Below are 17,365 nucleotides of genomic sequence, written 5' to 3' on the forward strand. Positions count from 1 at the left end.
GAGCATGCGCACCTGGGCCGCTGACGCCATCCACAAGATCGAAGCCGACTTCAATCGCTCGGCCGATACGCACCTGATCCCGCTGCCGTTGCCGGGTTTTCCGGGCATCGATGTGTATCTCAAGGATGAGTCGAGTCATCCGACCGGTAGCCTGAAACATCGCCTGGCGCGGTCGCTGTTCCTGTATTCGCTGGCGAATGGCTGGTTACGGCACGACAGCACGGTGATCGAAGCATCCAGCGGCTCGACCGCCGTATCGGAGGCGTATTTCGCGCGATTGCTCGGCATGCCCTTCATTGCAGTCATGCCGGCGGCCACGTCACCGGAAAAGATCGCAGCCATCGAGTTTCAGGGCGGGCGCTGTCACCTGGTCGACGATCCGATGCAGATCTATGTCGAGTCGGCGCGGCTGGCACGTGAGACCGGCGGGCACTTCATGGATCAGTTCACCTTCGCGGAACGCGCGACGGACTGGCGCGCCAACAACAACATCGCCGAGTCGATCTTCAAGCAGATGGCGGAAGAACCGCAGCCGATTCCCGAGTGGCTCGTCTGCGGCGCGGGCACCGGCGGCACCAGCGCCACGCTCGGCCGTTATGTGCGCTATCGCCGCCATCGCACGCGCGTGCTATGCGCGGATCCGCAGAATTCCGTGTTCTTCGACTACTTCTCCGGCTCCCTGCAAAGTCGGCCGGATGCGTCGCTCACATTGCCTGGTGGCTCGCGCATCGAAGGCATCGGCCGGCCGAGAGTGGAAGCCAGTTTCATCCCGGGCTGCGTGGATGCGATGACGAAAGTGCCCGACGCACTGAGCCTCGCGGCCATGCGCTATATCAGTCGTCGGCTCGATCGACGCGTCGGTGGCTCGACGGGGACCAACTTCATCGGTGTCCTGACCCTTGCTCAGCGCATGCGCGCCGCGGGCGAGTCGGGCTCGATCGTCACGATCCTCTGCGACAGTGGCGACCGCTACTCGCACAGCTACTACAACCCGCAGTGGTACGAGACATGCCGTATCGCCGTCGGGGAGGCCGATGCGGCGCTGCAGGCAGCCCTGTCCGGTACGACCCTGGACACCGTCGATTTCGTCGCACGCTGAACTCAGTCCAGCGAGCGTTCGTATCGCGCGCATGCAGTCTGAGCCGAGCCGCAGCATCCGTCGCTGTCGGTAATTTCCCGCGGCGAGGTGACGCCTCCGTGCTCGCTGCGCCGTTTGTGTGTCACCGATATTTAGCCCGGCTGCGACCGAACCGTTACCGACTCGCTGCTACGCTTGGTGGTCGGTAGCTCCGTATTCAAACCTTTCCGACTCCGGAACTGCCGACAGTTTCACGTCGTTTCTGATCGCTACAAGCAGCGTCTGCGTCAATGCAGGCGGGATCGGCGGGCTTTCATACTCCACAGAGGGACACCCCATGCGCTGCTGGCTATTCTTCCACCGCGAGCTCGCCCCGGATGTGCCGGAGGCGCCGGAAGTGCAGCGCTTTCAGCAGGCTGCGTCACGGGCGGGTATCGACCTCAAGGTGTTGCAGCCGCGGCACTTCGACCTGGTGGTGGATTCGAAGGACAACTGGTCCGCGATCTACCAGGGCAAGGCCCTGCCCAAGCCCGACCTGATCATTCCCCGCACCGGCAGCGAAAGCGATTACTTCACGCTCGCCGTACTGCGGCATTTCGAGAAACAGGGCGTCGCGATGGTGAACGGCCCGGCCGCCGTCGAAGCCGTCGGCGACAAGTTGCAGACGCTGCAGATCCTGGCGGGCGCGGGATTACCCATTCCAAAGACCATTCTCGGCAAGTTTCCCATCGACGTCGACGTGGTCGAGCGCGAACTCGGCTTTCCGGTGGTGGTGAAGACCTTGAAGGGCACACGCGGCGACGGTGTGCTGCTCTGCGCGGATCGCGAGCAGTTCAACGATCTCGCCAAGCTGCTCGACGGGGCGAAGCCGGGTGCCGACTTCATCTTTCAGCAGTACATCAAGTCGAGTCACGGACGCGACGTGCGCGTGCTCGTGATCGATGGCAAAGCGGTCGCGGCCATGGAGCGACGCTCGGCGGACGGCAGCTTCAAATCGAACATCTCGCTCGGCGGGGTCGGTACCTGCTTCGATCCACCGGCGTCGATGGCGCAACTCGCCGGGCGCGTCGCGCAGGCGCTCGGACTCGACGTCGCTGGCATCGACATTCTTTTCGACGGCGACGGCTATCGCATCTGCGAGGCCAACTCATCGCCCGGATTCCAGGGACTGGAGAAAGCCTGTGGCATCAGCGTGCCCGATGCGATCTTCGACAGCATGCGGCACAAACTCGGCTTGCCTGCGCGCCCACGCGGCAGCTCGTGGCGTCGTTTCCTCAGCTCGTTGCGCCGGCCTTCGGCCAGCGTCCGACACTCGCAGTCAGCGAAGACCTGAATCCGCATCGGCCGCTTCCCTTGAGATGTGCTATGGCGCTGCACGTTGCGTGACTGCATCGCTTGTTCGCGCGTGAGTGGTTTGTTATTTGTGCCTCGAACGCCTGAGGGAAGAAGTGCTGAATGAGGATTTTGCATCTGGAGGACAGCGCCGGCGACGCGCTGATCATCGAGCGACGCTTGCACAAGGAAGGCATCCAGGCGGAATTCATTCCGGCGCGATCCCGCGACGAGTTTCTCAGGGCGCTGGATACGGGCGGCTTCGACGTGCTGATCGTGGACAACGGTATGCCGCGCCTCGATGCACGCGACGCGACGTGCCTGTCGAAATCCCGGTACGCCGACCTGCCGGTCATCGTGTGTTCCGGCGCGGCGCGCGATAGCGACGTTGCCGCCTGTCTGGCTGCAGGCGCGGATGACTACGTTCTCAAGGATCACATCTGGCAACTCGCCGCAGCCCTGCGGCGGGCCACCGCGGCGCGTACGGCGTCTACTGTCGACGATGCGCGCCACACTGCGGCCATGTCGCGCCTCGTGAGCGTCGTGCAGGACCTGTCGCTGGCGCGCGGACTGGATGCGATCGTGGAAATCGTCCGCCATGCGGCGCGCGAGCTGACGGGCGCCGATGGCGCGACGTTCGTGCTGCGCGACGGCGAGTGCTGTTACTACGTCGACGAGAATGCCATCTCGCCGCTGTGGAAAGGCCAGCGCTTTCCGCTGCAGGCCTGCATCAGCGGCTGGGCAATGCTGAACAGCCAGTCGGCCTTGATCCCCGACATCTATGAGGACGCGCGCATTCCCTGGGATGCATATCGTCCGACTTTCGTTCGCAGCCTCGTCACGGTTCCCATTCGTACGCACGCGCCGATCGGCGCCATCGGCAACTACTGGGCCTCGCACCACGAATGCACGGCCAACGAACTGATGCTGCTCCAGGCGCTGGCGAACACCACGGCGGTGGCGATCGAAAACGTGCAGGTGTACGCGGATCTCGAGCACAAGGTGCGGATACGGACGCAGGAACTGGAAAGAACCAATCAGGAACTCGAGGCCTTCACCTCGGCGGTTTCGCACGATCTGCGTGCGCCCCTGCGGGCGATCAACGCCGAAGTCGCACGCACGCGCATTCGCCCTGAAACTGCGATCGATGTCGACAAGGTGCAGGATCAGACGCGTCACATGAGCGACCTGATCGACAACCTGCTGCGCCTGTCGCGCTTCAGTCGTGCCGAACTGCAACTGGAGACGGTCGACATCACCGCGATCGTGCAGGCGGCGATCCAGCGCCAGCGCGCTACGGACCCGGAACGGGATGTCGAGGTCATCGTCGACCCGTGCGAACCGGTCATCGCCGACCGCGGTCTGCTGAGCGTGCTGATCGAGAATCTGGTGACCAATGCCTGGAAGTATTCCTCGAAGCAGGCTCACGCACGCATCGAGTTCCGCTCATTTGTCGATGAGCGCGGGCGTCGCGTCTTCTGCATCAACGACAACGGTGCCGGCTTCGACTCACGTTACGCCGACCGCCTGTTCAAGCCTTTCTCGCGCCTGCATGGCGCCAATGAATTCCCCGGCATTGGTATTGGCCTGGCCACCGTGCAGCGCATTGCCGAACGTCATGGCGGCAAGGTGTGGGCCGAGAGCGAAGTCGGTGCTGGCGCGAGGTTCTTCTTCACCCTCGGAACAGTTGATAGTTGATAGTGGAAAGTGGACAGTGGAAGGTGCAGACGGCGGGAGCGCGGAGCGCTTTCCGCTATCAATTTTCCACTATCAACTATCCACTAAACCCATGAGCCGTAACGCAATCAACGCACCCGGCGCCGCCGCGGTCGGTCCGTACTCGCATGCCGTCGAGGCCGCGGGCCTGGTGTTCTTCTCGGGCCAGACCCCGCTCGATCCGTCCACCGGCAAGCTCGTCACCGGCTCCATCGGCGATCAGACCGCCCAGTGCTTCCGCAATCTGTTCAATGTGCTGGAGGCCGCAGGCCTCACGCCGGCCGACGTCGTGAACGTGCAGGTGTATCTCACCGACATGAACGACTTCGCCGCGATGAACGAAGTGTACGCAACCCGATTCGCGAAGCCGTATCCCGCACGCACCACGATCGGTGTCGCGAGCCTGCCCATGGGCGCCCGCATCGAGATCGGCATGACCGCGCTCACACGCGGGGCGTACGCGGTGTAGTTGAAAGTTGAAAGTTGATAGTGGACAGTGGACAGTGGATAGCGAAAGCTCCGGTCCCTATCAACTATCCACTCTTCTTCATTTCGATCCAGCGCCTGATCTTCGCCTCCAGTACATCCATCGGCACTGCGCCGTCGCGCAACACCTGGCTGTGGAATTCCTTGAGATCGAACTTCGCTCCGAGGGCTGCTTCGGCTTCGCTGCGCATTTCGCGTATGCGGATCTGGCCGATCTTGTAACCGAGCGCCTGGCCGGGATTCGCGATGTAGCGCTCGACTTCGGCTTCGACGTCGCTGCGTGCCATCGACGAATTGTCGAGCATGTACTCGACCGCCCGTTCGCGTGACCAGCTGCGTGAATGCAGGCCGGTGTCCACGACCAGACGCATGGCCCGCAGCATTTCGTCACTCAGGCGGCCGTAGTACTGATAGGGATCGGTGAACAGGCCCATCTCCTTGCCGATCGACTCGGCGTACAACGCCCAGCCTTCGACATAGGCGGTGTAGTTGCCGCCGAAGCGGCGAAATTTCGGCAGGGCGGTCAGCTCCTGTTGAATGGAGATCTGGAAGTGATGACCTGGCGCGGCCTCGTGCAGCGACAGCGTTTCCATGCCGAACTTCGGCTGCGCTTTCAGATTGAACGTGTTCACGTAGAAAATGCCGGGGCGCGAGCCATCGGCCGATGGCGGCTGGTACATCGCCCCCGCCGCCGATTCGGCACGGAAAGCTTCGACCGGACGCACCTCGTAGTCCGCCTGCGGAAATAGGGAGAAGAATTTCGGCAGCACTGCGTCGATGCGACGCTTCACGTCCTGGTAGCCGGCAATCAGGTCATCCGGCTTCGTGTAATAAAACCGGGGATCGTCCTGCAGGTGCCGGAAGAAGCCATGCAGATCGCCTTTGAAGCCGACCTGCGTCTTCACCTGTTCCATTTCGCCGCGAATGCGCGCGACTTCCTCGAGACCCAGCTCGTGAATATGGTCCGGCGAGAAGTCCGTGGTGGTATTGGTTTTTACCAGGAAGGCATACCACTTCGCGCCGTCGGGCAATGCCGTCCAGGCCACGGTCGTGCGCGTGTGCGGCAGATAGTCGTCGCGCACGAAATCATGCAGGCGCTGATACGACGGATTGATGCGATTCACGATGGCGTCGCGATACGCCCGTTCGAGCCGCTGGCGATCGGCTGGCGCAAAGCTCTCGGGAAATTTGGCGATCGGCGAATAGAACAGGCTCTTCTGCGGATCGTCGACGATCAGCGCCGCGAGCTGGCCCTGCACTTTCTCCATGACGACGCGTGGCTGCACGATCTTTCTGGCGATGCCCTGCCGCATGTTCACGATCGCCTGATCGGACCAGGCGAGATAGTCGTTCATGCGCGCGAGAAAGCGCTCGTAGTCCTGCACCGTCTCGAAGGGCTGTGCATTGGTGGCGCTGCCGAGCAGGGGCATGAGCGTCGCGATGCTGAACATCTGATCGAGCGGCAGCAGTTCGCTGGGGAAGGCGGCGCCTTCGATGGCGATACGGCGCTCGTGAATGAAGATCTCCAGGCTGAGCCGGTCCTCGGCGGAGAGCGGCTGCGATTCGTACTTGAGCGCGGCGTCCAGATACTTGCGTTCGACATCCAGCGCTTCGGCGAGGTAGGCGGGTGAAAGGTAGTTCGGCAGTTGGTCGTCGTACCGATGATCGCCGATGAAGGTCGCCTGCAACGGATTGAGCTGCAGGGACCGTTCGAAGTAGTCGTCGAACAGTTTGCCCGGCGCCGGCGCGTCTGCCGCTACGGCATCACCGATCAGCCACAGCGAACACAACAGCAGCACGGCTCTGGTCATGGCAGGACTCGACGCAGGATGAGGCGCGAGAGCTTTGCATATCGCTTGCACCGGGAGAAGCCGTGCACCCGTGCGGTCCGTCGCAGCCATCCATCCGTCGGCCGATGCGCCGGCCGCTTGCCGCTTCGTCGCCGCCGCACGACAGCAGAACATCGGAGCCAACGGCCCGCACCGCTTTCGTCCTGATCATGCTGCCCAACAGCCGATGCGCGCGCGAATTACCGCAAGTGCATGAGGCTTGCTGGCGGCGGGCATGGCAAAATGGCCGCCATTCCCCGCTTTTCCCGTCTGACCCTTTCAAGGAGTTTCTGATGCGTCTTGACGCCGTCTCGATCGGCCGTGATCCGCCCCATGAAGTCAATGTGATTGTCGAAGTCCCCGTGGGCGGCGAACCGATCAAGTACGAAATGGACAAGGAGTCCGGCGCACTGGTGGTCGACCGTTTCCTTTATACGTCCATGCGCTATCCGGGCAACTACGGCTTCATTCCGCACACGCTGTCCGACGACGGCGATCCCTGCGACGTGCTGATCGCGAATCAGCGCGGCATCGTTCCCGGCGCGATCGTGGCCTGCCGCCCCGTCGGCGTGCTGCGCATGCAGGACGAAGCCGGCGGCGACGAGAAAATCGTTGCGGTGCCGGTGCCGAGGCTTACGCGACGCTACGAGACGGTCCACAACTACACGGATCTGCCCGACATCACGATCAAGCAGATCGAGCACTTCTTCCAGCACTACAAGGATCTGGAAACCACCAAGTGGGTGAAAGTGCTGGGCTGGGGCGATGCCGTCGAAGCACAGGGGCTGATCCTCGAAGCCATCGCGCGCGCCCAGGCAAAGAACCAGGCCGCCGGGAAATAGCGACGGTCATGGCGATCGCCACCCTGTTGCAGCGGGAGTCGATCAATGTGGTCGACTACCGTTGCAACGCGGGCCCGGACGATCGCCCGTTTCCGGAACAGCATCGGCAGTATTCGATCTCCTTCGTGCGCCGGGGCAGCTTCGGCTGCCACATCGAGGGCGAGCATTACGAACTCGTCGCCGGCTCGGTGTTCATCGGACATCCTGGCGGCGAGTATCTGTGCACGCACGATCACCATGGCTGCGGCGACGAATGCCTGTCATTCGGGCTGTCGGCGGAAGTGGTCGACATGATTGCCGGCCCGCAGCGTCCGCTGTGGCGCACCCGCTGCGTTGCGCCGCTGCCGCAACTGATGATCGTCGGCGAACTCGCGCAGGTCATCGCGGCAGGCAACAGCGACATGGCGCTCGACGAAGCCGGTGTGCTGCTGGCGGCGAAGTACATCGAGGTCGTGTCCGGACAGAGCCGTCGGTCGCTGCGGACTCACGCGCAGGCACGGCGCCGTGCGGTCGAAGCGGCGATGTGGATCGATGCCAACTCGCAGCACGCGATCGACTTCGAGCAGGCGGCGCGGCAGGTCGGCCTGAGCTCCTTCCACTTCCTGCGGCTGTTCGCCGCGATCATCGGCGTCACCCCGCATCAATACCTGGTGCGGTCACGACTGCGACACGCGGCGCGGCTGCTGGCCGATGAGGATCGGCCGATCACCGCCGTGGCGCTCGACGTCGGCTTCAATGACCTGTCCAATTTCGTGCGCACCTTTCATCGTGCCGCCGGCATGTCGCCGCGCGATTTTCGCCGTGCGGCGCGCGGCGACCGCCGGATTTTCCGAGAGATGATGGCGCCCGCCGCGCGAGCATGAGCCGCCTGGAAGCCGACTCGAACGTCGACCGCAAGTCCATGCGCTGACTTGTGACATCGTGCTACGGTCCATCCCGCCACCCCAAGCTCGTCGAGGCAGGGAAAGGTGACTCACTCGCCGATGATCGTCCTGGATCGGGTCAGCAAATCGTTCGACGGCGGCACACAGCTGGCGGTCAGCGACGTGTCGTTCACCGTTCGCACCGGCGAATTCGTCGCCATCGTCGGCGGTTCGGGATCCGGCAAGACCACGACCCTCAAGACCATCAACCGGCTGATCGAAGCCGACGCGGGCTCGATCGGCGTCGACGGCAGCGACGTCCTCACCGTATCACCCTTCGAGTTGCGACGACGCATCGGCTACGTGTTCCAGGGTATCGGCCTGTTCCCGCACCTGAGCGTTGCGGAAAATATTGGCATCACACCGCAACTCCTGGGCTGGTCCGCGGCAGACATCCGCGCGCGCACGCTGGAGTTGCTGGATCTGGTCGACCTGCCGCGCGACTTCGCGCAGCGCATGCCCGCTGCGTTGTCGGGCGGGCAGCGTCAGAGAGTGGGAGTCGCGCGCGCGCTGGCCGCACGTCCCGGCATCCTGCTGATGGACGAACCCTTCGGCGCGCTGGATCCGCTGACACGCGATGCGCTCGGCACCAGCTATCGCCGCCTGCACGAGCAGATGCGACTCACGACATTGATGGTCACGCACGATGTCTTCGAAGCGGTGCTGCTGGCCGATCGCATCCTGGTCATGCGCGACGGACGCATCGTGGCCGACGGCACGCCGCACGATCTTCTCAATGAGCATCCGGATGCCGCCGTGCGCACGCTCATGGACATGCCGAGGCGACAATCGGATCGTGTGCAGTCGCTCTTGCGTAACGGCAATGGAGCATCGCGCGCGTGAGCGATGCCTGGACGGTCGCCTGGCGGTTGCTCCCGGATTATCTGGGCGAACACATCGTCCTGAGCGCGGCGGCCCTGGCGCTGGGACTGGCGATCAGTCTGCCGCTCACTCTGCTGGCGGTGCGCTGCGAGCGCGTCCGCTGGCTGGTCCTCGCCTTCGCCAGCGTCGTGCAGACCATTCCGAGCCTGGCACTGCTGGCGCTGTTCTATCCCTTGCTGCTCATCCTGTCTGCGCTGTCGCAGCGGCTGTTCGGCCAGGGATTCGCCGCCCTGGGATTTCTGCCCTCGCTGTTGGCGCTGACTCTCTATTCGATGCTGCCGATCATTCGCAACGGCGTAGCCGGCATCGTCAATCTGCCAGCGCCGATAATCGACGCGGCGCGCGGCGTTGGCATGACCGACTGGCAGCTGCTCTGGCGCGTCGAACTGCCGCTGGCCGCACCGATGCTCATGGCTGGCATCCGCACGGCCGCGGTCTGGGTCATTGGTGCAGCGACGCTCTCCACACCGGTGGGTCAGACCAGCCTCGGCAACTACATCTTCGCCGGGCTGCAGGTGCAGAACTGGGTGTCGGTGCTGGTCGGCTGCGTCGCCGCGGCCGGGCTGGCGCTGATCGTGGATCAGCTGCTGGCCCTGATCGAAGCGGGCACGGCGCAACGCAGTGGCTGGCGGATCGTTGTCGGCACGACCATCCTGCTGGCAGGCGTGGCCCTGGCTGCCCTCCCCCGTGACCGCACGGGACCTGCGGCCTACGTGATCGGGGCCAAGAATTTTTCGGAGCAGTACATTCTCGCCGACCTGCTGGCCCAGCGCCTGGAGCGCGCTGGATTCAAAACAGCGCAGCGAACCGGCCTCGGTTCCATGATTGCCTTCCAGGCACTGGCCCGCAACGAGCTGGATGTTTACGTCGATTACTCAGGCACGCTCTGGGCCAATGCGATGCGCCGGACAGACCCGGCGCCGCGCGACGTGGTGCTGCGGGAAATGACGGACTGGCTGCGGACGGAGCACGGCATCACTTTGCTGGGCTCGCTCGGATTCGAGAATGCCTATGCGCTCGCCATGCGCCGGGAGCGCGCCCGGGAACTCGGTATCAACAATCTCGACGATCTGGCGCGCGTAGCGCCGCGATTGCGCATGGGTGGCGATCTGGAGTTCTTCGACCGGCCGGAATGGGCGTCGGTGAAGAATGCCTATGGCCTGTCGTTCGCACTCGAGCGGCAGTTTCAACCGACCTTCATGTATCGCGCCGTGAGCAGCGGCGAGGTGGATGTGATTTCCGCCTTCTCCAGCGATGGCCGCATCCTGGCGGACGACCTGGTGGTGCTCGATGATCCGCGCCAGGCGCTGCTGCCCTATGACGCGATCGTGCTGCTGGCGCCGCGCCGGGCCACCGATGCGGTGCTGCGGCAGGTTATCGAGCCCCTGATCGGCGCTATTTCAATCGAAACGATGCGTGAGGCCAACCTGAGCGTCGACAGAGACTCGGACAAGGTGACCACCGATGCTGCAGCGCGCTGGCTGAGCGAACGGCTGTAAGTCCGATTTGCCACAGTGCCGACTTCGCAAATGCGGACGTGGCACAGCGACTTCAGCCAGCGTTCAAGATCAACTCACCACCATCGCGCCTGGATGCGCGTATGCCACAGGCGGCAGCCGACCGGCGATCGTATAGTTCCTGCGACATTTGCCTGCAGCCGGAAACTTTTGTATTCGATCCGCGTTGTCCACGCACGGGCGCGCGACGCCGCACTGCACCTTTGATTGAATTGATTGATTATCCGGAGCTATTCATGCGATTCGCGAGTCTCTTTGCCGCCCTCCTCTGCGCCACCATTGCAAACGCGGAAGACGTGCAAGTCGCCACGGCCACCACCACCGTGTCATTTACCTCGATCGATCGCAACGGCGACAACCGCATCAGCAAGACCGAAGCCGGTACGTACAAATACCTCATCGACCGGTTCGCCTACATCGACACCGATGGCGACGGCTTCATCTCGCAGGACGAACTCATCGCGAGTCTGACGCAGGCTGCTGCCCGCTGACGAATCCGGTTCCTGTAGACGGCCCCCTTCGTCGAGTCTCCGGTCTGTCTGTGGCACCCTGCTGCCGCCGCCACTAGCGAAATCACCCTCGAGCCATGCCCACCGCCGAACAACAGGCCATTTTGACGATCGCACTGCTGGCCGCCTTTGCCGATGGCTCGGGGGATGATCGCGAGCGCGAAGCCATCAAGGGCATAGCCGCATCGCTGGCTGGCGAATTCGACGCGCCGCAACTCACGCGCCTGTACCAGGATGTGCTGCTGAAGCGCGTGGACCTGCGGCAGGCCGCTGCGGCGCTCACCGATCACTCACAACGCCAGCTCGCCTATGAGATGGCGGTCTGCGTCTGCGATGCCGATGGCGCCCCGAATGCCGCAGAGCGCATGTTCCTGGATCAGCTGAAAGTCGCGCTGTCGCTCGACGCGACACAGGCCGGCGCTATCGACCGCGAGGCGAGCGCACTGGTCGAAGCGCCACTCGCTGCGGCAACCCTGCCACAGACCGCAGCGCCCGCGCCGTCGGACGCCGATCTCGATCAGTACATTTTCAATCACTCGATCGTGAACGGGGCGATCGAACTGCTGCCGCAATCGCTGGCCTCCATGGCCATCATTCCGTTGCAGATGAAGATGGTCTACCGCATCGGCCAGCGCTACGGACACGATCTGGACCGCAATCACATCAAGGAATTCATTGCCACGGCCGGCATAGGCATCACCTCGCAGTACCTCGAACAGTTCGGTCGCAAGCTGCTGGGAGGACTGCTCGGCAGCGTCGCGGGCGGACTGGGCCGCGGACTCGGCAGTGTCGCCACGGGGGCGGCCTTCTCGTTCGCCACCACGTACGCGCTGGGTCATCTGGCGAAGCGCTACTACGCCGGTGGCCGGCAGATGAATACCGCCTTGTTGCAGAGCACGTATCAATCATTGCTCGGCGATGCCAGGCAGCTGCAGCAGCAGAACATCGGGCTGATCCGGGAGAAGGCCCGGACCCTCGATGCGAGTCAGATCATGTCGATGGTCCGGAACTGACCGTCAGAAAGTACCGCTGCCATTGGTCGCACGCTCAGGTAGGCTGCGAACATTAGTACCGCCAGCGGCGGCCACCTGATGTCGACCCACCCTCACTCCGAAGATCTCGACCGCACTGACGAGCTGCCGCAGCTCGATGTCGTTGCCTACGAGGCGTCCAATTCGCAGGAAGCCACGGATCCGCTGTCGACCACCGACACCTGGCTGGTCGAAAGCTTCGGCGAACCGGAAACGGAAACGATCGTGCGCAGCAGCCAGGCCGGTTTTCCGGCACCGGGCGGCGTCGATCTGTCGATCAACGTCGAGCGCCTGCGCCAGCGCATCGACACCCTGGAGGCCGAACTGGCCGCGGCGCGGCGCGCACAGCGCGAAACCGAAGAAGCCGCAACGCGCATTCCCAATACCGAGCGCAATGAACTGCACGCGCGTGTCGCGGCCCTCGAAGCGCAGGGCGAATATCTACGACAGCAGCACGAGATTTCCGAGGCGCTGACCCAGCGCCTGCAGCAGCAGCTGCGTGAACAGGTCGAAACCCACAAGACGCAGCTTGCCAGGACGGACGAGACTCGCGAAGCCGAACGCCTCGCGGCCGAGCAGCAGCGCATTGCGCTCGAGCAACAGCTCGAGCGCAGCATGGCCAACTTCACCAGCACTGCCGACGAATATGCGCGGATGCGCGAGGCGCTGGAAGAGACGCGTGAACTGGCCTCCTCGCGCGCGCGCCAGATCGACGAACTGCAGCGCGTCGTCATCTCCGAACACGGCAAGGCGCATGCGCTGGGTCGCAATCTCGCGGCCAAGCTCGCCGACTACGACATCATGTCTTCGATGGTGTCGCAGCGAAACGCGTCCATTGCGGCGCTGGAACGTTCGCGCGAAGAACTGAACGAACAGTTGCAGAAAGCCTTTGCCGATGCCCATCGACTCAGCGCCCTGCGCGACGCCGCGAATCACCGCGCGGCCTCCAGCGATCGGCTCGCTGCCGAGATTGCAGCACGCGATGAGCAGCTCACCCAACTGGGCCTGGAGCTGGAGGCGCTGCGCCATCAGGCGCAGCAATCGCAGCTGACGCACCAGGCCCTCGAAGAGAATCTGCGCGACGCCGCAGCGCGAGCCGCGGCAGACCAGGAACGCTACGACGAATTGCAGTCGCAGATGCGGCAGCTCGAGTCCGCACTGAACGCGCTCGCGCAGGAACGCGACGGTCTACTTGCCGAGCGACGCACGCTCGACGAACGACTGCACGAGGCAGCGTCGGGGTCTGCGGCCGACCAGGACCGTCAGGATCGACTGCTCGCGCAGATCCGCGAGCTCGAATCCACGGTGGCGTCGCTGACGCAGGAGCGCGATGGACTGCTGGGCCTGCGCCAATCCCTGGAATCGAATCTGACGGAAGCCACGTCGCGTTCCGCGGCGGATCAGGAGCGGTATTCATCGCTGCTGACGCAGATCGCGGACCTGGAGTCGACACTGCTGTCCGTCTCGAAGGAACGCGACCGACTGGCAGGCACGGCGCAGGAGCTGGCGGCCCGGACGGCCGAACTGGCGCAGGTCGCCACTGAACTTGCGGACGTGAAACGCGATGCAGTCGCGGTCTGGTCAGAACTCGAAGCCCAATCCAGCGTGGCGAACGCCCGGCTGCAGGAACTGCACGTCGCGCACACCAGCATCGAGGAGCTGCAGCGATCCAACGAGGACCTGCGCCGCAAGATCGAACGCCTGCATGCCGTATCGAACGACGACACGCAGCTGCTCAACGAACGCAATGTCGAGCTGGCGCGGATGCGCACCGAAGTGCAGGAACTCGGTTCGATGCTGCAGGGACTGGAGTCGTCGCTGCGCGCACGCGACACGCTGATCGACACCCTGCGCGCCGAGATCCGCACCGCACAGGACGAACGCGGCATCATGTCCGAACAGCTCAGCAAGGCGCGCGGACGGGTCAAGACCATGACCCAGCAGCTCTTCAATCGCGACAATCGCATCGCGACACTGAAGGCCGATCTCGCCGTGCATATCGAAGCGCTGGCAGCGATCCGTCAGGACGTGGATGGCATGGCCCTGAACCCGGAGGCGGACGCCGCCGACGCGCTGCCGATCGAACGCGTCCTCGAGCCTGTCAATCACGAGGGCGAGACGCTGCTGCTGAACAGACGCGTCATGACCATCGGCCGCACCAACGACAACGATATCTTCATTCCATCGAAAATGATCAGCCGCCACCACGCGCGGCTGCTGGTCGGGCCCAATGCCGTCATCGTCGAGGACGCCGGCAGCACGAACGGCTGCTACGTGAACGATCAGCTCGTCAAGCAACACGTGCTGCACGAAGGCGACATCCTCGCCATCGGCGATCTGAAGTTCCGCCTCAGCGCGCGCCCCGTTGCTCCCAGCGGTGGCGAAGTCATTTCGTTCCCGCCCGGAGGGCGTCGCGAGGACTGACTGCCGCGCGACTCCAGCAGCGATGACGCGTGAGTTTCTGCGTCCTCTGCCAAGAAATTCGCGCGACGAACGGCGGCAGCCTGCGTTCTGATGCCGGCATTCCCTCACCGAGGACGCGGCATGGAACGCCGATACTTCATCACCTCATTGCTGTTGCTGAGCGCCGATGCGCTCGCGTCGAACGCCGCGCCGCTGCTGCTCGCAAAACGCTTTCATGATCGCGTCTTCGTCGCCGACTACTGGCTCAGCGAGAAATACGACGGCGTTCGCGCGCTCTGGAATGGCCGTGAGTTGCTCAGCCGGACCGGCAATCCCATCCACGCACCGCACTGGTTCCTGATGGGCCTGCCGGCCAGCCCCCTCGACGGCGAACTGTGGATCGATCGAGGCCAGTTCGAACAGGTAGTAGCGACGGTGCGCGACGCCGAGCCGGACGATGCGGCGTGGCGCCGGATCCGCTTCATGGTGTTCGATCTGCCGCAGCACGGCGGCACGTTCGATCAGCGACTCACGGAACTGCGCCAGCTGATTGCGTCGCTGCCGCACCCCTGGCTGCGACTGGTTCCGCAGTTCCGGGCCCGCGACCAGGACGAACTGTTCGCGATGCTCCATCGCATCATCGCCGCTGGTGGCGAAGGTGTGATGCTGCATCGGGGCAGCTCGTTGTATCGGGCGGGGCGCAGCGATGACCTGCTGAAGCTGAAGCAGCATGACGACGCCGAAGCGCGGGTCGTCGGCTACCTGCCCGGCAAGGGCAAGTACGCAACCCTGCTCGGTGCGCTGCGCGTGGAGCGGCCGGATGGCATGCAGTTCAACCTCGGTACGGGGTTCACCGACGCGCAACGCCGCCATCCACCTGCGATCGGTGTGTGGGTGACCTACAGCTATCACGGCCTCACGGACAACGGCGTCCCGCGATTCGCAAGCTTCGTGCGCGTGCGTGAACAATGAACAATTGATGTTTGACAGTGGAGTGTCGAAATAAACCATCGAGACCCGGGCTCTGAATCATCCATACCGCAATCTGGAAGCCGGCTCCGCAACTACCAACTGTCAATTATCAATTCTCCGATAGTAGCCATCGAACCACTCCGTCCAGGTCTTGCCGCCATCCGTGGATTCGACGAAGTGCTGACGGACTCGGCCGTCTGGCAGCGGCGTCCAGGTACCCCGCAGCAGTGTCGTCTTCTCCTTGCCGAGGTACTGCATCGGGCCTTCCATGATCAGGGAGTCGCCCCGCATACCGCCGCTCATCTCCAGTATCCCGCCCGGACTGAGCCAGTTCTGTTTCCAGCGTCCGGATTGCGGCTCGTAGTAGCTCATGCTCATGCCGCCGTTGCCCGCCACGCTTTGCCATTTCTCCACGATGACGCAGCCACCCTGTTCCGCCGTGATGGTGTTGCGACCGGCAAGTTCGCCGGCGGGATTGCGCACGTCCCAGTCGCCGATCCAGAAATCGAACTGACGAAATAACGGAGACAGGCAAGCAGGCATGGGGCTGGGATCGGACTGCGATTGCGCGGCACTGCACATCAGGAGTACGACCGACAGCATCCGGTAAAAGCGTGTCATCGCGGATCTCCCGCACCGGTAGTCGGGCGACTCTACTCGCCCCCACCGGGCGACCTGTCGCAACGGCTGCGAATTTTCTCCAACGCATCAGAGCGCGCCTGGTGCGGCTTGACGGCACGCAGGTCAGTTCGCAGTCTAGGAGCAGAGGCACTCGACCAGCCCGCCACTGCTTGCTCAACCGGGTGCCACTGAGCTCAGGAGGCATGATGCTGCTGCGTTCGATGCCGGACCTGTCGCCGGGAAATACCGCATTCCGTCAGTGGTTCTATTCACGCTGGGGCCAGGAAAACTGCGTGATTCTGGGTCGCAGCCGGCGCGCGGAGTACGCCACGTTCCAGCAGCGCCTGTCGATCAAGATGGCGCTGGGCGGGGCTGAACGCTATTTCGTCGACGGACGTTCCGTCGCAGTCGATGACGACGCCTACCTGATGCTGAACGATGGCCGCCGCTATGGCTCGCTGATCGCCTCGGAACGCGAAGTCGAGTCGTTTTCGATCTTCTTCCGGCCGGGGCTGGTGGAAGATGTGCGGCATGCCATGACGGCGAACGACACCGTCGTTCTCGAAGGCAAACCATCCATCGACACGACCATCGAATTTCCGGAGCGGCTGCATCCTCACGACAGCGCAGTGACACCGATCATGCGGTTCATCCGACATTACATCCTCGCGGGAGTCGATGATGAACGCTGGTACGAAGAACAGCTGCAGGTGCTGGCCGAGCGTCTGCTGCAACAGCAACACCGCATCCACGGGAGCGGCTGGAATCTCGATTGCGTGAAGGCATCGACGCGTACGGAACTGACCCGGCGCCTGGCGCTGGCCGCCGATTTCATCCAGTCGAACTACGACCACGACATCGGACTGCAGCAGATGGCATCGGCGGCCTGTCTGTCGGTGCATCACTTCATGCGTCTGTTCCGCAGCGTCTATGGCATGACGCCCACGCAATTCCTGTACCGCAAGCGCATCCAGACGGCGTTGCGTATACAACGCGGTAGCACCCTGACTGGACAGCAAATCTCCGATCGGGTCGGATTCAATTCCCGGGCGACGTTCTATCGGCAACTGCAGCGCTGGCAGGCAAGCGTGTCGACATCGTTTACAACCACGGCCATTATGTGAATCACCGCAACGGCATTGCGTTTTACGTGCGATCCATTTGCCGTACGCGCAATAAGGAGAACACCAGCGTCACATCCGGGTAATCGGCGCATGGACAATC

The 17,365-nt window shown here is 63.5% G+C and carries 15 protein-coding genes; 13 read left to right on the forward strand and 2 right to left on the reverse strand.

All coding sequences use genetic code 11. The features are described from left to right. Nucleotides 1-4: 4 nt before the first annotated feature. The 4 genes from VIZ63_RS06435 (at nt 5) to VIZ63_RS06450 (ending at nt 4,595) form a co-directional block, all read left to right on the forward strand. Nucleotides 5-1,099, forward strand: a complete 1,095-nt coding sequence (locus VIZ63_RS06435) for a PLP-dependent cysteine synthase family protein (protein WP_331608706.1) — start codon at nt 5-7, stop codon at nt 1,097-1,099. 316 nt (nt 1,100-1,415) lie between these two features. After that, complete coding sequence (locus tag VIZ63_RS06440) at nt 1,416-2,411, forward strand: RimK family alpha-L-glutamate ligase (protein WP_331608707.1); 996 nt, start codon at nt 1,416-1,418, stop codon at nt 2,409-2,411. Between the two features lie 122 nt (nt 2,412-2,533). After that, nucleotides 2,534-4,108, forward strand: a complete 1,575-nt coding sequence (locus VIZ63_RS06445; protein ID WP_331608708.1) for an ATP-binding protein — start codon at nt 2,534-2,536, stop codon at nt 4,106-4,108. A 91-nt stretch (nt 4,109-4,199) separates the two neighbouring features. After that, a complete protein-coding gene (locus tag VIZ63_RS06450) occupies nt 4,200-4,595 on the forward strand; it encodes a Rid family detoxifying hydrolase (protein ID WP_331608709.1) in 396 nt (131 codons plus the stop codon). A gap of 64 nt (nt 4,596-4,659) precedes the next feature. Here the strand turns inward: VIZ63_RS06450 and VIZ63_RS06455 are convergent, their stop codons facing one another. Continuing rightward, complete coding sequence (locus VIZ63_RS06455) at nt 4,660-6,423, reverse strand: DUF885 domain-containing protein (protein WP_331608710.1); 1,764 nt, start codon at nt 6,421-6,423, stop codon at nt 4,660-4,662. 311 nt (nt 6,424-6,734) lie between these two features. Between VIZ63_RS06455 and ppa the strand changes: the two genes are divergently transcribed. From ppa to VIZ63_RS06495, 8 genes are all read left to right on the forward strand, one after another. Then, nucleotides 6,735-7,283: an inorganic diphosphatase gene (gene ppa / locus VIZ63_RS06460; protein WP_331608711.1), complete on the forward strand. Its 549-nt coding sequence runs from the start codon at nt 6,735-6,737 to the stop codon at nt 7,281-7,283. An 8-nt stretch (nt 7,284-7,291) separates the two neighbouring features. Further along, nucleotides 7,292-8,146, forward strand: coding sequence for an AraC family transcriptional regulator (locus VIZ63_RS06465; RefSeq protein ID WP_331608712.1), 855 nt, complete (start codon nt 7,292-7,294; stop codon nt 8,144-8,146). A 105-nt stretch (nt 8,147-8,251) separates the two neighbouring features. Beyond that, entirely contained in the window at nt 8,252-9,049 is a 798-nt protein-coding gene (locus VIZ63_RS06470; protein WP_331608713.1) for an ABC transporter ATP-binding protein, read from the forward strand. Further along, a complete protein-coding gene (locus tag VIZ63_RS06475; RefSeq protein WP_331608714.1) occupies nt 9,046-10,587 on the forward strand; it encodes an ABC transporter permease/substrate-binding protein in 1,542 nt (513 codons plus the stop codon). Before VIZ63_RS06470 ends, VIZ63_RS06475 begins: the two co-directional genes overlap by 4 nt. Before the next feature lie 254 nt (nt 10,588-10,841). Continuing rightward, nucleotides 10,842-11,096 carry a hypothetical protein gene (locus tag VIZ63_RS06480; RefSeq protein ID WP_331608715.1) on the forward strand — a complete coding sequence of 85 codons (255 nt, stop codon included), beginning with the start codon at nt 10,842-10,844 and terminating at the stop codon, nt 11,094-11,096. Nucleotides 11,097-11,191: 95 nt separating this feature from the next. Continuing rightward, nucleotides 11,192-12,127: a YcjF family protein gene (locus VIZ63_RS06485; protein ID WP_331608716.1), complete on the forward strand. Its 936-nt coding sequence runs from the start codon at nt 11,192-11,194 to the stop codon at nt 12,125-12,127. 78 nt (nt 12,128-12,205) lie between these two features. Beyond that, nucleotides 12,206-14,569, forward strand: a complete 2,364-nt coding sequence (locus tag VIZ63_RS06490) for an FHA domain-containing protein (protein ID WP_331608717.1) — start codon at nt 12,206-12,208, stop codon at nt 14,567-14,569. A gap of 120 nt (nt 14,570-14,689) precedes the next feature. Beyond that, a complete protein-coding gene (locus tag VIZ63_RS06495) occupies nt 14,690-15,520 on the forward strand; it encodes a DNA ligase (RefSeq protein WP_331608718.1) in 831 nt (276 codons plus the stop codon). Between the two features lie 102 nt (nt 15,521-15,622). Here VIZ63_RS06495 and VIZ63_RS06500 read toward each other — a convergent pair whose 3' ends face one another. Further along, nucleotides 15,623-16,141 (reverse strand): hypothetical protein, encoded by a 519-nt coding sequence (locus VIZ63_RS06500; RefSeq protein WP_331608719.1) that lies wholly within the window; start codon nt 16,139-16,141, stop codon nt 15,623-15,625. Between the two features lie 203 nt (nt 16,142-16,344). Here VIZ63_RS06500 and VIZ63_RS06505 point away from each other — a divergent pair, with 203 nt between their 5' ends. Beyond that, nucleotides 16,345-17,265: an AraC family transcriptional regulator gene (locus VIZ63_RS06505; RefSeq protein ID WP_331608720.1), complete on the forward strand. Its 921-nt coding sequence runs from the start codon at nt 16,345-16,347 to the stop codon at nt 17,263-17,265. Nucleotides 17,266-17,365 lie beyond the last annotated feature (100 nt).

This window comes from Povalibacter sp. (assembly GCF_036520495.1).
In the GTDB taxonomy this organism is placed as follows: domain Bacteria; phylum Pseudomonadota; class Gammaproteobacteria; order Steroidobacterales; family Steroidobacteraceae; genus Steroidobacter.

What these genes read in the sequence shown, in the direction of transcription:
- VIZ63_RS06495 (WP_331608718.1), top strand. Translation starts at nt 14,690, where the DNA reads ATGGAACGCCGATACTTCATCACCTCATTGCTGTTGCTGAGCGCCGAT.
- VIZ63_RS06505 (WP_331608720.1), top strand. Translation starts at nt 16,345, where the DNA reads ATGATGCTGCTGCGTTCGATGCCGGACCTGTCGCCGGGAAATACCGCA.
- VIZ63_RS06450 (WP_331608709.1), top strand. Translation starts at nt 4,200, where the DNA reads ATGAGCCGTAACGCAATCAACGCACCCGGCGCCGCCGCGGTCGGTCCG.
- VIZ63_RS06485 (WP_331608716.1), top strand. Translation starts at nt 11,192, where the DNA reads ATGCCCACCGCCGAACAACAGGCCATTTTGACGATCGCACTGCTGGCC.
- ppa (WP_331608711.1), top strand. Translation starts at nt 6,735, where the DNA reads ATGCGTCTTGACGCCGTCTCGATCGGCCGTGATCCGCCCCATGAAGTC.
- VIZ63_RS06480 (WP_331608715.1), top strand. Translation starts at nt 10,842, where the DNA reads ATGCGATTCGCGAGTCTCTTTGCCGCCCTCCTCTGCGCCACCATTGCA.
- VIZ63_RS06440 (WP_331608707.1), top strand. Translation starts at nt 1,416, where the DNA reads ATGCGCTGCTGGCTATTCTTCCACCGCGAGCTCGCCCCGGATGTGCCG.
- VIZ63_RS06445 (WP_331608708.1), top strand. Translation starts at nt 2,534, where the DNA reads ATGAGGATTTTGCATCTGGAGGACAGCGCCGGCGACGCGCTGATCATC.
- VIZ63_RS06465 (WP_331608712.1), top strand. Translation starts at nt 7,292, where the DNA reads ATGGCGATCGCCACCCTGTTGCAGCGGGAGTCGATCAATGTGGTCGAC.
- VIZ63_RS06490 (WP_331608717.1), top strand. Translation starts at nt 12,206, where the DNA reads ATGTCGACCCACCCTCACTCCGAAGATCTCGACCGCACTGACGAGCTG.
- VIZ63_RS06435 (WP_331608706.1), top strand. Translation starts at nt 5, where the DNA reads ATGCGCACCTGGGCCGCTGACGCCATCCACAAGATCGAAGCCGACTTC.
- VIZ63_RS06455 (WP_331608710.1), bottom strand. Translation starts at nt 6,423, where the DNA reads ATGACCAGAGCCGTGCTGCTGTTGTGTTCGCTGTGGCTGATCGGTGAT.
- VIZ63_RS06500 (WP_331608719.1), bottom strand. Translation starts at nt 16,141, where the DNA reads ATGACACGCTTTTACCGGATGCTGTCGGTCGTACTCCTGATGTGCAGT.